Annotated in this window: 11 protein-coding genes, 4 tRNA genes and 1 rRNA gene; all 16 read left to right on the forward strand. The window is 57.9% G+C overall.

Features of this window, described 5'->3' with window-relative positions; genetic code table 11:
• The first annotated feature begins 161 nt into the window (after window positions 1-161).
• Window positions 162-277, forward strand: a 5S ribosomal RNA gene (gene rrf, locus H618_RS0112470).
• A 156-nt stretch (window positions 278-433) separates the two neighbouring features.
• The gene (gene birA / locus H618_RS0112475) at window positions 434-1,393 is read left to right on the forward strand and encodes a bifunctional biotin--[acetyl-CoA-carboxylase] ligase/biotin operon repressor BirA (RefSeq protein WP_028695396.1); all 960 of its coding nucleotides are present in this window, start codon (window positions 434-436) and stop codon (window positions 1,391-1,393) included.
• Window positions 1,383-2,132 carry a pantothenate kinase gene (locus tag H618_RS0112480; RefSeq protein WP_028695397.1) on the forward strand — a complete coding sequence of 250 codons (750 nt, stop codon included), beginning with the start codon at window positions 1,383-1,385 and terminating at the stop codon, window positions 2,130-2,132. Before birA ends, H618_RS0112480 begins: the two co-directional genes overlap by 11 nt.
• 7 nt (window positions 2,133-2,139) lie before the next feature.
• Window positions 2,140-2,565 (forward strand): hypothetical protein, encoded by a 426-nt coding sequence (locus H618_RS0112485; protein ID WP_028695398.1) that lies wholly within the window; start codon window positions 2,140-2,142, stop codon window positions 2,563-2,565.
• Window positions 2,566-2,708: 143 nt separating this feature from the next.
• Window positions 2,709-2,793 (forward strand) — tRNA-Tyr (locus tag H618_RS0112490).
• A 22-nt stretch (window positions 2,794-2,815) separates the two neighbouring features.
• Window positions 2,816-2,889, forward strand: a tRNA-Gly gene (locus H618_RS0112495).
• Between the two features lie 24 nt (window positions 2,890-2,913).
• A tRNA-Thr gene (locus H618_RS0112500) sits at window positions 2,914-2,989 on the forward strand.
• A 191-nt stretch (window positions 2,990-3,180) separates the two neighbouring features.
• Window positions 3,181-3,256: transfer RNA gene (locus tag H618_RS0112510), tRNA-Trp, on the forward strand.
• Between the two features lie 44 nt (window positions 3,257-3,300).
• Window positions 3,301-3,669 carry a preprotein translocase subunit SecE gene (gene secE, locus H618_RS0112515; protein ID WP_028695399.1) on the forward strand — a complete coding sequence of 123 codons (369 nt, stop codon included), beginning with the start codon at window positions 3,301-3,303 and terminating at the stop codon, window positions 3,667-3,669.
• A 9-nt stretch (window positions 3,670-3,678) separates the two neighbouring features.
• The gene (gene nusG / locus H618_RS0112520; protein WP_028695400.1) at window positions 3,679-4,212 is read left to right on the forward strand and encodes a transcription termination/antitermination protein NusG; all 534 of its coding nucleotides are present in this window, start codon (window positions 3,679-3,681) and stop codon (window positions 4,210-4,212) included.
• 117 nt (window positions 4,213-4,329) lie between these two features.
• On the forward strand, window positions 4,330-4,761 hold the full coding sequence (gene rplK, locus H618_RS0112525) for a 50S ribosomal protein L11 (RefSeq protein ID WP_028633698.1): 432 nt from the start codon (window positions 4,330-4,332) through the stop codon (window positions 4,759-4,761).
• Window positions 4,761-5,456 carry a 50S ribosomal protein L1 gene (gene rplA / locus H618_RS0112530; RefSeq protein ID WP_028695401.1) on the forward strand — a complete coding sequence of 232 codons (696 nt, stop codon included), beginning with the start codon at window positions 4,761-4,763 and terminating at the stop codon, window positions 5,454-5,456. Before rplK ends, rplA begins: the two co-directional genes overlap by 1 nt.
• A 201-nt stretch (window positions 5,457-5,657) precedes the next feature.
• Window positions 5,658-6,158 (forward strand): 50S ribosomal protein L10, encoded by a 501-nt coding sequence (gene rplJ / locus H618_RS0112535; RefSeq protein WP_028695402.1) that lies wholly within the window; start codon window positions 5,658-5,660, stop codon window positions 6,156-6,158.
• Between the two features lie 78 nt (window positions 6,159-6,236).
• Window positions 6,237-6,602 carry a 50S ribosomal protein L7/L12 gene (gene rplL / locus H618_RS0112540; RefSeq protein ID WP_028695403.1) on the forward strand — a complete coding sequence of 122 codons (366 nt, stop codon included), beginning with the start codon at window positions 6,237-6,239 and terminating at the stop codon, window positions 6,600-6,602.
• A gap of 220 nt (window positions 6,603-6,822) precedes the next feature.
• On the forward strand, window positions 6,823-10,896 hold the full coding sequence (rpoB, locus tag H618_RS0112545; RefSeq protein WP_028695404.1) for a DNA-directed RNA polymerase subunit beta: 4,074 nt from the start codon (window positions 6,823-6,825) through the stop codon (window positions 10,894-10,896).
• Window positions 10,897-10,960: 64 nt separating this feature from the next.
• Window positions 10,961-15,160 carry a DNA-directed RNA polymerase subunit beta' gene (gene rpoC / locus H618_RS0112550; RefSeq protein WP_028695405.1) on the forward strand — a complete coding sequence of 1,400 codons (4,200 nt, stop codon included), beginning with the start codon at window positions 10,961-10,963 and terminating at the stop codon, window positions 15,158-15,160.
• Window positions 15,161-15,201: the final 41 nt, after the last annotated feature.

Below are 15,201 nucleotides of genomic sequence, written 5' to 3' on the forward strand. Positions count from 1 at the left end.
AACCCATACTAATTGCCCGTGAGGCTTGACCATATAACACCCAAGCAATCTGCAACGCAGATTGTGGTGGTGAAGACGCTGAACCCGAAGATTCGCAGCTCACGAACATCACATATCCGAATTCGCTGGCACGTTCACAGAACGCACCGGCTACCGAATTTCTTGACGACCATAGAGCATTGGAACCACCTGATCCCATCCCGAACTCAGCAGTGAAACGATGCATCGCCGATGGTAGTGTGGGGTTTCCCCATGTGAGAGTAGGTCATCGTCAAGATTCATTTCGCAAAACCCCTATCTGCGCGAGCAGGTAGGGGTTTTGTCTTTTTGGGCCGCTGGGAAACGCCCGTGCTTGAATAGGGCGGTCTCGCAGTTCTATGCAATCAATCGGTGCGTGGCTATCATGCGACCCTCATTCCGAGTCGAGATTGGCATGCTGAAGTTGTTGAGCCTTCTTAGAGACGGCCGTTTTCATTCTGGTGAAGACCTGGGGGCGGCCCTCGGTATTAGCCGGAGCGCCGTATGGAAGCAACTGCAGAACCTGGAAAGCGAGTTGAACCTTACGATCTTCAAGGTCCGTGGTAAGGGATACAAACTTTCCGAGCCCCTGCACTTGCTGAGTGCGCAGACGATCGTGAGCGATGCTTCTCATGCGCCCTGGCCTGTGTTCATCCACGACGAGATCGACTCGACCAACGCCGAGGGCCTGAGAATGGCCGCTCGAGGCCAGTCCACCCCATTTGTAGTACTCGCAGAGCGCCAGAATGCTGGGCGCGGGCGTCGCGGTCGGCAATGGGTCAGCCCGTTTGCCGAGAACCTCTATTACAGCGCAGTGCTGCGCATCGAGGGCGGAATGCGCCAACTCGAAGGGCTCAGCCTTGTAGTAGGGCTGACTGTCATGCGCGTGTTGCACGTTCTGGGCGTCAAACAAGCGGGCCTCAAATGGCCTAATGATGTGCTGGTTGCTGATCGTAAGATCGCAGGTATTCTCCTGGAGTTGGTAGGGGATCCTGCGGATGTTTGCCACGTGGTACTGGGCATTGGCGTGAACGTGAACATGCAGGCCACCGACCAGGTCGATCAGCCCTGGACATCAATGCGCTGCGAAACGGGCGCCACGGTCGACCGCAACCACTTGGTAGCGTTACTCAGTGGCGAGCTTGAGCGTGAATTGAAAAAACACCAAGCGCACGGCTTTGCAGTCTTTCAGGCCGAGTGGGAGCGGGCTCACCTTTGGCAGGGGCGCACCGTGTCACTGATTGCTGGAACGAGCCGAATCGACGGAGTGGTGAAAGGAGTGGACGCTCATGGTGGCTTGCGACTCGACCTCAATGGTATCGAGAAGAGCTTCAGCGGTGGTGAGCTCAGTTTGAGGTTGCGTGATGATTCTTGAGCTCGACTGCGGTAACAGCTTTATAAAGTGGCGGGTGATTTTCGCTGCCGATGCATCCATTGTGGGCGGGGGAATTGTCGACTCGGATCAGGCCTTGCTCGAGGCGGTTCGAAACCTTGCGGCTCCGCGGTTATCGGGTTGCCGAATCGTCAGTGTCCGTAGCGAGGAAGAAACCGCATCGCTCTGCGCACAACTCGAGCGCGCGTTCAGTATCACTCCTCTGTTCGCCCAGCCTGCTCAAGAAATGGCCGGCGTCCGCAATGGCTATGATGACTACCAGCGTCTAGGTATGGATCGCTGGCTCGCGGCGTTGGGCGGTTATCACCTGGCAGGAGGGGCCTGCCTGGTCATCGACTTTGGTACCGCGGCGAAGGCCGACTTCGTTGCAGCGGATGGTCAGCATTTGGGTGGATACATCTGCCCGGGTATGCCACTGATGCGCACCCAATTGCGCACCCATACCCGGCGTATACGCTATGACGATGCATCCGCCGAGCGTGCCCTTGCCAGTCTGGAGCCTGGGCGTTCGACGGTGGAAGCTGTGGAACGCGGGTGTGTGATGATGCTGCAAGGATTTGCTCGCTCACAGATCGACCAGGCCAAAGCGCTTTGGGGCGAAGAGTTTACTCTCTTCCTTACCGGGGGAGATGCGCCTTTGGTGAAGGACGCAGCGCCGCAGGGGCGCATAGTGCCAGACTTGGTGTTTGTAGGGCTGGCAATGGCTTGCCCTTTGAATTGAGGTCCTTATGCGCTGGTTGTTCTTGCTTCTGGTCGTGCTCAACATCTTTTACTTCACGTGGCGCCAACAGGAAGCGCCCCTGAAGATCAAAGATGTGACACCGCTTTCTCTCTACAAAGGTGGCCAACAAGAAATCCGCCTGGTGCGCGAGACAGGCTCATCGCTTCCGGTGGTGCGCCGTGATGAGTGCCTGGTGTTGGGCGGCCTGAGCTCAAACGAGCGTGTCCAGCAATTGCGCCAGCGGCTCGTAAGTCTGGATATATCCAGCCAGTTGATAGAGAGGCGGTTGCCAGGTGTCGAGGGCTTTTGGTTGAAGATCGATGCGCAGAGCGAGCGCTTGCTGGACCAGTCGCTGCTGCAGAGTCTTTCCAAGGATTTCAAAGACTTAAAACATAAAATTATTTTATGCGAAGGGGTTGCAACGGCTGAATAGCTTGATAGAATGGCGCCCGCTTCGCAGGGAACACCACCTAGTGGTCCAGCTGCAAGTTGCTGTCGAATGAGCTAACCTCAGGATTTAAATGAGAAAAAGCTTGACAGCGGGACGGCAAGAGTTGAAAATGCCGCCCACGCTCAGGAGGGGTTCCCGAGCGGCCAAAGGGATCAGACTGTAAATCTGACGTCTTCGACTTCGAAGGTTCGAATCCTTCCCCCTCCACCATTTTGCGAGAGCTGCAAGCTCCGCGGGTATAGTTTAGTGGTAGAACCTCAGCCTTCCAAGCTGATGATGCGGGTTCGATTCCCGCTACCCGCTCCAAGTTTGTTGTTTTCAATGTGTACTGCTCTTGTAGCTCAGTTGGTAGAGCACACCCTTGGTAAGGGTGAGGTCAGCGGTTCAAGTCCGCTCAAGAGCTCCATGCAAACAAAGGCAGATATGAAAATATCTGCCTTTGTTCTGTCAGGAATGTCTGTTTGCGTCCTGATGGGTGTCGGGTTGATCGCTGTTCGGCAGGTCCTGCTCCCCGTGTTGGGTCAGGCGAATTGCTTGAACAAGTGGTTGATTTCTCAAGGTCAGGTCTGCATAATGCGCGGCCTGATACAGCGTTAAAGGTCAGTAGCTCAATTGGCAGAGCGACGGTCTCCAAAACCGTAGGTTGGGGGTTCGATTCCCTCCTGACCTGCCATTCACCTCGGTGTGATTGGCTTTCTTCTTACAGGATCTTCCTCGATGACTCCCAAAACTGAAGCCCAAGAAACACGTTTCGATCTGTTCAAGTGGCTGGCTGTTGTAGCTTTGGTGGTCGTAGGTGTGGTGGGTAACCAGTACTATTCCGCAGCGCCTATCCTGTATCGCGTTCTTGCACTGCTTGCTCTGGCTGCTGTCGCGGGCTTCGTTGCTCTGCAGACCGCGAAGGGCAGGTCGTTCTTTACGCTGGCGAAGGAAGCTCGCGCCGAGATCCGTAAAGTCGTGTGGCCGACCCGCCAAGAAACCATGCAGACCACGCTAATCGTCGTGGTGGTTGTGCTGGTAATGGCGCTGCTGCTGTGGGGGCTCGATTCCCTGCTCGGCTGGTTGGTTTCCTTGATTGTTGGCTAAGGGTGTCCCGTGGCTAAGCGTTGGTACGTTGTGCATGCTTACTCGGGTTACGAGAAGTATGTCATGCGCTCCCTGAGTGAGCGCGTCAAGCTTGCTGGCATCGAAGACGTGTTTGGCGAAATCCTGGTTCCGACCGAGGAAGTCGTCGAGATGCGCAACGGTCAGAAGCGTAAGAGCGAGCGTAAGTTCTTCCCTGGATACGTTCTGGTCCAGATGGAAATGAACGAAGAGACTTGGCATCTTGTCAAGAACACGCCTCGTGTCATGGGCTTCATCGGTGGTACTGCAGATAAGCCTGCGCCGATCACCGATAAAGAAGCTGAGGCCATTCTGCGTCGCGTCGCTGATGGCACAGACAAGCCGAAACCCAAGACGTTGTTCGAGCCAGGTGAAACGGTTCGTGTTACTGACGGTCCGTTCGCTGATTTCAACGGCGTCGTAGAAGAAGCAAATTACGAGAAGAGCCGGCTGCAGGTTGCGGTCCTCATTTTCGGTCGCTCCACCCCGGTGGAGCTCGAGTTCAGCCAGGTCGAAAAGGTCTAGCGGAACGCAGCACCCCATACCCCGCAGCCATGTGCTGCGGGGTTTTGTCGTCACTGGGATAAAACGCAAGTCATCCGGGGAGCCATTAGGCGTTCGTACCCGATTTTGGAGTAGCTCATGGCTAAGAAGATTCAGGCTTACATCAAGCTGCAAGTTAAGGCCGGCCAGGCCAACCCAAGCCCACCCGTCGGTCCTGCACTGGGCCAACACGGCGTGAACATCATGGAGTTCTGCAAGGCCTTCAACGCCCGTACCCAGGGTCAGGAAGCCGGTCTGCCAACTCCTGTGATCATCACTGTCTACAGTGACCGTAGCTTCACCTTCGAGACCAAGAGCACTCCTGCCTCGGTTCTGCTGAAGAAAGCTGCTGGCCTGACCAGTGGTTCGGCTCGCCCGAACACCGTCAAGGTTGGTACCGTTACCCGCGCTCAGCTGGAAGAGATCGCCAAGACCAAACAGGCTGATCTGACTTCTGCTGACCTGGACGCAGCTGTACGCACCATCGCTGGCTCTGCCCGCAGCATGGGCTTGAACGTGGAGGGTGTGTAATGGCTAAGCTGACCAAGCGCCAAAAGGCTATCGCCGAGAAAATCGAAGCAGGCAAGGCCTACAACTTCGAAGAAGCAGCAACCCTGCTCGCTTCGCTGCCGGCTGCCAAGTTCGTCGAGTCGTTCGATATCGCCGTCAATCTGGGTGTTGACCCGCGTAAATCCGACCAGGTCGTTCGCAGTGCAACCGTACTGCCACACGGCACTGGCAAGACCGTTCGCGTCGCTGTCTTCACCCAGGGTCCTGCTGCCGAGGCCGCCCTGGCTGCCGGCGCTGACCGTGTAGGTATGGACGATCTGGCCGCTGAAATGAAAGGCGGCGACCTGAACTATGACGTCGTCATCGCATCGCCTGATGCAATGCGTGTCGTAGGTCAGCTGGGTCAGGTTCTGGGTCCTCGCGGCCTGATGCCTAACCCGAAAGTGGGTACCGTGACCCCAGACGTAGCCGGCGCCGTCAAGAACGCCAAGGCTGGTCAGGTTCGCTACCGTACCGACAAGAACGGTATCATCCACACTTCCGTTGGCAAGATCGGCTTTGAAGCTGGCAAGCTGAAGGAAAACGTTGAAGCCCTGATCGCTGACCTGAAGCGTATCAAGCCAGCTTCTTCGAAAGGTATCTACGTCAAGCGCGTTACCCTGAGCACCACTATGGGCCCAGGTCTGGTCATCGATCAGAGCTCGCTGGACGTATAAGAAATATCACCCGTGCGGCATGTCTGCACGGGTTGGAAGAGATTGGGGTCCCTGCCTGGCGGGGGCTGTCCAAGACCGTAGGCGGCGCAAGTCTTAAACCTCCAGCCTACGCAGATGGTGCTCCCGGTTCGTTATCGAATCAGACACCAAAACGACATCCGGCCTCGGCCAGATGAAACGGTTAAAACCAGGAGTAAACCCGTGGCAATTAAACTCGAAGACAAGAAGGCCATCGTCGCTGAAGTCAACGAGGCTGCCAAAGTCGCTCTGTCTGCTGTCGTGGCTGATGCCCGTGGCGTGACTGTAAGCGCAATGACCGGACTCCGTAAAGAGGCCCGTGAGGCTGGTGTCTATGTACGTGTCGTACGTAACACCTTGCTCAAGCGCGCTGTTGCCGATACTGAATTCAGTATCCTCAACGACGCCCTCACTGGCCCTACCCTGATTGCGTTCTCCAACGAACACCCGGGCGCTGCTGCCCGTCTGTTCAAAGAGTTCGCCAAGGGTCAGGACAAGTTCGAGATCAAGGCAGCTGCGTTTGACGGCAATTTCATTGCCGCTAACCAGATCGACGTGCTGGCTACCTTGCCGACCCGTGACGAAGCTATCGCGAAGCTGATGAGCGTGATTCAAGGCGCTACCAGCAAGCTGGCTCGTACTCTGGCGGCCGTTCGCGACCAGAAAGAAGCTGCTGCTGCCTGAGGCCGCGCACTGTCTTTCAAAATCATACGTTTAATTTGATGGCTGCGTAGGCTGCCACCCCAATACAGGATTCAAGTCATGTCCCTGACTAACGAGCAAATCATCGAAGCAATCGGCCAGAAAACCGTTCTGGAAGTTGTTGAGCTGATCAAAGCTATGGAAGAAACCTTCGGCGTTACCGCTGCCGTTGCCGCCGCTGGCCCAGCTGCTGCCGCTGCCGTTGTTGAAGAGCAAACCGAGTTCAACGTCGTTCTGCTGGAAGCTGGTGACAAGAAGGTCAACGTGATCAAGGCAGTTCGTGAACTGACCGGTCTGGGCCTGAAAGAAGCCAAAGAGAAAGTAGACGGCGCTCCTCAGGTTGTCGCTGAAGGCGTTTCGAAAGAAGCTGCTGAAGACGCCAAGAAGAAGCTGGAAGAAGCAGGCGCTAAAGTCGAGCTGAAGTAATCTCGACTGTGCGACTCCAGCCTGAGCGTTAAGCGCGAGGCTGACGGCTGGTGGCTTAGGCCACCGGCCTTTTTCCGTTATTGGCGGGCGATTGTTTCGACCCCGATGACGTGCTGTACACACCCATAGTGGGTGACGCAAACCATGGGGTTTGCACGATTTTCTGGCTGCTCCCGCCGGGAGAAGCCAAACAAGCAGGTGACCAAGCTGGGGAACGCTGATGGCTTACTCATACACTGAGAAAAAACGTATCCGCAAGGACTTTAGCAAGTTGCCGGACGTCATGGATGTGCCTTACCTCCTGGCCATCCAGCTGGATTCGTATCGAGAATTCCTGCAAGCGGGAGCATCCAAGGAGCAGTTCCGCGATGTCGGTCTGCACGCGGCCTTCAAATCGGTATTCCCGATCATCAGCTACTCCGGCAATGCTGCCTTGGAGTACGTGGGCTATCGCCTGGGTGAGCCGGCCTTCGATGTCAAGGAGTGCGTCCTTCGTGGTGTGACTTTCGCAGTCCCGCTGCGGGTGAAAGTGCGCCTGATCATTTTCGACAAAGAATCGTCGAACAAAGCGATCAAGGACATCAAAGAGCAAGAAGTCTACATGGGTGAAATCCCCCTGATGACTGAAAACGGTACCTTCGTTATCAACGGTACCGAGCGTGTGATCGTTTCCCAGCTGCACCGTTCGCCAGGCGTGTTCTTCGACCACGACCGCGGCAAGACTCACAGCTCCGGCAAACTGCTGTACTCCGCGCGTATCATTCCTTACCGCGGTTCGTGGTTGGACTTCGAGTTCGACCCGAAAGACTGCGTGTTCGTCCGTATCGACCGTCGCCGCAAACTGCCTGCCTCCGTGTTGCTGCGCGCGCTGGGTTACACCACTGAAGAAATCCTCAACACCTTCTACACCACCAACGTGTTCCACGTTTCCGGCGAGCAACTCAGCCTGGAACTGGTGCCGCAGCGTCTGCGTGGCGAAGTGGCCGTCATGGATATCCATGACGAAACCGGCAAGGTCATCGTCGAGCAAGGCCGTCGTATCACCGCCCGTCACATCAACCAGCTTGAAAAAGCCGGCGTGAAAGAGCTCGCGGTGCCGATGGAATATGTCCTGGGCCGCACCACCGCCAAAGCCATCGTGCATCCGGCCACTGGCGAGATCCTCGCCGAGTGCAACACCGAGCTGACCACCGACCTGCTGGTCAAGGTGGCCAAGGCTCAGGTCGTGCGCATCGAAACGTTGTACACCAACGACATCGACTGCGGTCCGTTCATCGCCGACACGCTGAAGATCGACACCACCGGCAACCAGCTGGAAGCCCTGGTCGAAATCTATCGCATGATGCGTCCTGGCGAGCCGCCGACCAAGGATGCCGCCGAGACCCTGTTCAACAACCTGTTCTTCAGCGCCGAGCGGTACGACCTGTCCGCCGTTGGCCGCATGAAGTTCAACCGCCGTATCGGTCGTACCGAGATCGAAGGTTCGGGCGTGCTGAGCAAGGAAGATATCGTCGAAGTCCTGAAGACTCTGGTCGATATCCGTAACGGCAAAGGCATCGTCGATGACATCGACCACCTCGGTAACCGTCGCGTACGTTGCGTCGGCGAGATGGCCGAGAACCAGTTCCGTGTTGGCCTGGTGCGCGTCGAGCGTGCGGTCAAGGAACGTCTGTCGATGGCTGAAAGCGAAGGCCTGATGCCGCAGGACCTGATCAACGCCAAGCCGGTCGCGGCGGCGGTGAAAGAGTTCTTCGGTTCCAGCCAGCTTTCGCAGTTCATGGACCAGAACAACCCGCTGTCGGAGATCACCCACAAGCGCCGCGTTTCGGCACTTGGCCCTGGTGGTCTGACCCGTGAGCGTGCCGGCTTCGAAGTACGTGACGTCCACCCGACTCACTACGGCCGCGTATGCCCGATCGAGACCCCTGAAGGTCCGAACATCGGTCTGATCAACTCCCTGGCCGCCTATGCCCGCACCAACCAGTACGGCTTCCTGGAGAGCCCGTACCGCGTGGTGAAGGAAGGCGTCGTCAGCGACGACATCGTGTTCCTGTCGGCCATCGAAGAAGCTGATCACGTCATCGCCCAGGCTTCGGCCGCGATGAACGAGAACAAGCAACTGATCGATGAGCTGGTTGCAGTTCGTCACCTGAACGAATTCACCGTCAAGGCGCCGGAAGACGTCACCTTGATGGACGTTTCGCCGAAGCAGGTCGTTTCGGTCGCAGCGTCGCTGATTCCGTTCCTCGAGCACGACGACGCCAACCGTGCGTTGATGGGTTCGAACATGCAGCGTCAGGCGGTTCCGACCCTGCGCGCTGACAAGCCGTTGGTAGGTACCGGCATGGAGCGCAACGTCGCCCGTGACTCCGGCGTCTGTGTGGTCGCTCGCCGTGGTGGTGTGATCGACTCGGTCGACGCCAGCCGTATCGTCGTTCGCGTTGCCGATGACGAAGTGGAAACCGGCGAGGCAGGTGTAGATATCTACAACCTGACCAAGTACACCCGCTCGAACCAGAACACCTGCATCAACCAGCGTCCGCTGGTCAGCAAGGGTGATGTGGTCAAGCGCAGCGACATCATGGCCGACGGTCCGTCCACCGACATGGGTGAACTGGCACTGGGTCAGAACATGCGCATCGCCTTCATGGCATGGAACGGCTTCAACTTCGAAGACTCCATCTGCCTGTCGGAGCGTGTGGTTCAGGAAGACCGCTTCACCACGATCCACATTCAGGAACTGACCTGTGTGGCCCGTGATACCAAGCTTGGCCCAGAGGAAATCACTGCAGACATCCCGAACGTGGGTGAAGCTGCACTGAACAAGCTGGACGAAGCCGGTATCGTTTACGTGGGTGCCGAGGTTGGCGCTGGCGACATCCTGGTTGGCAAGGTCACCCCCAAGGGCGAGACCCAGCTGACTCCGGAAGAAAAACTGCTGCGCGCCATCTTTGGTGAGAAAGCCAGCGACGTCAAAGACACCTCCCTGCGTGTGCCGACCGGCACCAAAGGTACGGTCATCGACGTTCAGGTCTTCACCCGCGATGGTGTAGAGCGCGACAGCCGTGCCCTGTCCATCGAGAAGAGCCAGCTGGACGAGATCCGCAAGGATCTCAACGAAGAGTTCCGTATCGTAGAGGGCGCGACCTTCGAGCGTCTGCGTTCGGCTCTGAACGGTCAGGTCGTCGATGGTGGTGCTGGCCTGAAGAAAGGCACCGTGATCAGCGATGAAGTCCTCGACGGCCTCGAGCACGGTCAGTGGTTCAAGCTGCGCATGGCAGAAGACGCCCTGAACGAACAGCTGGAAAAAGCTCAGGCCTACATCGTCGATCGTCGCCGTCTGCTGGACGACAAGTTCGAAGACAAGAAGCGCAAGCTGCAGCAGGGCGATGACCTGGCTCCGGGCGTGCTGAAGATCGTCAAGGTCTACCTGGCTATCCGCCGTCGCATCCAGCCGGGTGACAAGATGGCTGGTCGTCACGGTAACAAGGGTGTGGTCTCGGTGATCATGCCTGTCGAAGACATGCCGCATGACGCCAACGGTACGCCGGTCGATGTCGTGCTCAACCCGTTGGGCGTACCATCGCGTATGAACGTCGGGCAGATTCTCGAAACCCACCTGGGCCTCGCGGCCAAGGGTCTGGGCGAGAAGATCGACCGCATGATCGAAGAGCAGCGCAAGGCCGCAGAGCTGCGTGGCTTCCTGACCGAGGTCTACAACGAGATCGGTGGTCGTCAGGAAAACCTCGACGAGTTCTCGGATGAAGAGATCCTCGCTCTGGCGCACAACCTGAAGAAGGGCGTGCCGATGGCAACGCCGGTCTTCGACGGTGCCAAGGAAACCGAGATCAAGGCCATGCTGAAACTGGCAGACATGCCAGAAAGCGGCCAGATGGTGCTGTTCGATGGCCGTACCGGGAACAAGTTCGAGCGTCCAGTGACCGTTGGTTACATGTACATGCTCAAGCTGAACCACTTGGTGGACGACAAGATGCACGCGCGTTCCACTGGTTCTTACAGCCTGGTTACCCAGCAGCCGCTGGGTGGTAAGGCGCAGTTCGGTGGTCAGCGTTTCGGGGAGATGGAGGTGTGGGCGCTGGAAGCTTACGGCGCGGCCTACACCCTGCAGGAAATGCTCACAGTGAAGTCGGACGACGTGAACGGCCGTACCAAGATGTACAAGAACATCGTGGATGGCGATCACCGTATGGAGCCGGGCATGCCCGAGTCCTTCAACGTGTTGATCAAAGAGATCCGTTCGCTCGGTATCGATATCGATCTGGAAACCGAATAACACGTGACGCGAAGGGGAGCGGTGCAGCTGATGCCCGCTTCCTGCTCCGCCAGGAGGAAAGGCCTTGAAAGACCTACTGAATTTGCTGAAAAACCAGGGTCAAGTCGAAGAGTTCGACGCCATCCGTATCGGTCTGGCGTCGCCTGAAATGATCCGTTCGTGGTCGTTCGGTGAAGTCAAAAAGCCGGAAACCATCAACTACCGTACGTTCAAGCCTGAGCGTGACGGCCTTTTCTGCGCCAAGATCTTTGGCCCGGTCAAGGACTACGAGTGCCTGTGCGGCAAGTACAAGCGCCTCAAGCACCGTGGTGTGATCTGTGAGAAGTGCGGCGTTGAAGTCGCGCTGGCCAAAGTTCGTCGTGAGCGCATGGCGCACATCGAGCTGGCGTCTCCGGTTGCCCACATCTGGTTCCTGAAGTCGCTGCCGTCCCGTATCGGCCTGCTGATGGACATGACCCTGCGCGATATCGAGCGCGTGCTCTACTTCGAGAGCTACGTCGTTATCGACCCAGGCATGACCACCCTGGAAAAAGGCCAGCTGCTCAACGATGAGCAGTACTTCGAAGCGCTTGAAGAGTTCGGTGACGATTTCGATGCCCGCATGGGTGCCGAGGCTGTCCGCGAGCTGCTGCACGCGATCGACCTGGAGCACGAGATCGGCCGCCTGCGCGAAGAGATTCCGCAGACCAACTCGGAAACCAAGATCAAGAAGCTGTCCAAACGCCTCAAGCTGATGGAAGCCTTCGAAGGTTCGGGCAACCTGCCTGAGTGGATGGTGCTGACCGTTCTGCCGGTTCTGCCGCCAGACCTGCGTCCGCTGGTTCCGCTCGATGGCGGCCGCTTCGCGACCTCCGACCTGAACGACTTGTATCGTCGGGTGATCAACCGTAACAACCGCCTCAAGCGCCTGCTCGATCTGTCGGCGCCGGACATCATCGTGCGCAACGAAAAGCGCATGCTGCAGGAGGCGGTCGACGCCCTGCTCGACAACGGCCGTCGCGGTCGCGCCATCACTGGCTCGAACAAGCGTCCGCTGAAGTCCCTGGCTGACATGATCAAAGGTAAGCAAGGTCGTTTCCGTCAGAACTTGCTCGGTAAGCGCGTTGACTACTCCGGTCGTTCCGTTATTACCGTAGGCCCGACCCTGCGTCTGCACCAGTGCGGTCTGCCGAAGAAGATGGCCCTCGAACTGTTCAAGCCGTTCATTTTCGGCAAGCTGGAAATGCGTGGTCTGGCGACCACCATCAAGGCTGCCAAGAAGATGGTCGAGCGCGAGCTGCCGGAAGTGTGGGACGTTCTCGCCGAGGTCATCCGCGAACACCCCGTACTGCTCAACCGTGCGCCGACCCTGCACCGTCTGGGTATCCAGGCGTTCGAGCCGGTTCTGATCGAAGGTAAGGCCATTCAGCTGCACCCGCTGGTCTGCGCCGCGTACAACGCCGACTTCGACGGTGACCAGATGGCCGTTCACGTACCGCTGACGCTGGAAGCCCAGCTCGAAGCGCGTGCGCTGATGATGTCGACCAACAACATCCTGTCGCCAGCCAACGGTGAGCCAATCATCGTTCCTTCGCAGGACGTCGTTCTGGGTCTGTACTACATGACCCGCGAAGCGATCAACGCCAAGGGCGAAGGTCGTGTGTTCGCCGACCTGCAGGAAGTCGACCGCGTATTCCGCGCCGGCGAAGCTGCACTGCACGCCAAGATCAAGGTTCGTATCAACGAAACCGTGAAAGAGCGTGATGGTTCGGTGGTCAAGAACACCCGTATCGTCGACACCACTGTCGGCCGTGCGTTGCTGTTCCAGGTCGTTCCGGCAGGTCTGCCGTACGACGTGGTCAACCAGCCGATGAAGAAAAAGGCCATCTCCAAGCTGATCAACCAGTGCTATCGCGTGGTTGGTCTGAAAGAGACCGTCATCTTCGCCGACCAGTTGATGTACACCGGCTTTGCCTACTCGACCATTTCCGGCGTTTCAATCGGCGTCAACGACTTCGTTATCCCCGATGAAAAAGCCCGCATCATCGGTACCGCTACCGACGAAGTGAAGGAAATCGAGAGTCAGTACGCCTCCGGCCTGGTTACCCAGGGCGAGAAGTACAACAAGGTCATCGACTTGTGGTCGAAGGCGAACGATGAAGTTTCCAAGGCGATGATGGCCAACCTCTCGAAAGAGAAAGTCATCGACCGCGAAGGTAATGAAGTCGATCAAGAGTCGTTCAACTCGATGTACATGATGGCTGACTCGGGTGCGCGGGGTTCCGCAGCCCAGATCCGTCAGCTGGCCGGTATGCGTGGTCTGATGGCCAAGCCGGACGGCTCCATCATCGAGACGCCGATCACCGCGAACTTCCGTGAAGGTCTGAGCGTACTGCAGTACTTCATCTCGACTCACGGTGCTCGTAAGGGTCTGGCGGATACCGCATTGAAGACCGCGAACTCCGGTTACCTGACCCGTCGTCTCGTAGACGTGGCACAAGACCTGGTAGTGACCGAGATCGACTGCGGTACCGAGCATGGTCTGCACATGACGCCGCACATCGAAGGTGGCGACGTGGTCGAGCCGCTCGGTGAGCGCGTACTGGGCCGTGTAATCGCCCGTGACGTGTTCAAGCCTGGCACCGAGGACGTAATCGTTCCGGCCGGTACCCTGGTGGATGAGCAGTGGGTCGAGTTCATCGAGCTGAACAGCATCGACGAAGTCGTCGTTCGCTCGCCGATCAGCTGTGAAACCCGCTACGGCATCTGCGCCAAGTGCTACGGTCGTGACCTGGCACGCGGTCATCAGGTCAACATCGGTGAAGCGGTCGGCGTCATCGCCGCCCAGTCCATCGGTGAGCCGGGTACCCAGCTGACCATGCGTACCTTCCACATTGGTGGTGCGGCGAGCCGGACCTCGGCTGCCGACAGCGTCCAGGTGAAGAATGGTGGTGTGGTACGTCTGCACAACCTCAAACAGGTCGAGCGTGCCGATGGCAACCTGGTCGCCGTCTCCCGTTCGGGCGAACTGGCGATTGCCGACGAATTCGGTCGTGAGCGCGAGCGTTACAAGCTGCCTTACGGTGCGGTGATTTCGGTCAAGGAAGGTGACAAGGTCGACGCTGGCGCAATCGTCGCCAAGTGGGACCCGCACACCCACCCGATCGTTACCGAGCTGAAAGGTACCGTGACCTTCGTGGGCATGGAAGAAAACATCACCATCAAGCGTCAGACCGACGAGTTGACTGGCTTGACCAACATTGAAGTTCTGGACGTCAAGGATCGCCCTGCCTCCGGCAAGGAAATCCGTCCGGCGATCAAGATGGTCGACGCCAACGGCAAGGATCTGTACCTGCCAGGTACCGACGTACCGGCTCAGTACTTCCTGCCCGCCAACGCATTGGTCGGCGTTGCTGACGGTGCGCAGATTGCAGTGGGTGACGTTCTGGCGCGTATTCCTCAGGAAACGTCCAAGACCCGTGACATCACCGGTGGTCTGCCACGTGTTGCCGACTTGTTCGAAGCGCGTCGTCCGAAAGAAGCGTCGATCCTTGCAGAAGTCAGCGGCACCATCGCTTTCGGCAAGGAAACCAAGGGCAAGCGTCGCCTGGTCATCACGCCAACCGACGGTAGCGATCCGTACGAAGAGCTGATTCCGAAGTGGCGCCACCTGAACGTGTTCGAAGGTGAGCAGGTCAACCGCGGCGAAGTTATCTCCGACGGCCCGAGCGATCCGCACGACATCCTGCGCTTGCTGGGCGTCAGCGCCCTGGCCAAGTACATCGTCAACGAGATCCAGGACGTTTACCGCCTGCAAGGCGTGAAGATCAACGACAAGCACATCGAGACCATCCTGCGGCAGATGCTGCGCAAGGTCGAAATTGCCGAGTCGGGTGATTCCAGCTTCATCAAGGGCGACCAGATGGAACTGACTCACGTGCTCGTGGAAAACGAGAAGCTGTCCGGCGAAGACAAGTTCATCGCCAAGTTCTCTCGCGTTCTGCTGGGTATCACCAAAGCGTCGCTGTCGACCGAATCGTTCATCTCCGCGGCTTCCTTCCAGGAAACCACGCGGGTACTGACCGAAGCGGCCGTTACCGGCAAGCGTGACTACCTGCGCGGCCTGAAAGAGAACGTGGTCGTGGGTCGTCTGATCCCGGCCGGTACCGGTCTGGCCTACCACAGCGAGCGCAAGCGTCGCCGTGATGCCGACAAGCCGCTGCGTGTGAGCGCCAGTGAGGTCGAAGCTGCATTGACCGAAGCGCTGAACTCCAGCGGCAACTAAGTACAGGGCAGGGCCTCGGCCCTTCCCGCCGGCATCGGTGA

It is taken from the genome of Pseudomonas cremoricolorata DSM 17059 = NBRC 16634 (assembly GCF_000425745.1).
Lineage (GTDB): Bacteria > Pseudomonadota > Gammaproteobacteria > Pseudomonadales > Pseudomonadaceae > Aquipseudomonas > Aquipseudomonas cremoricolorata.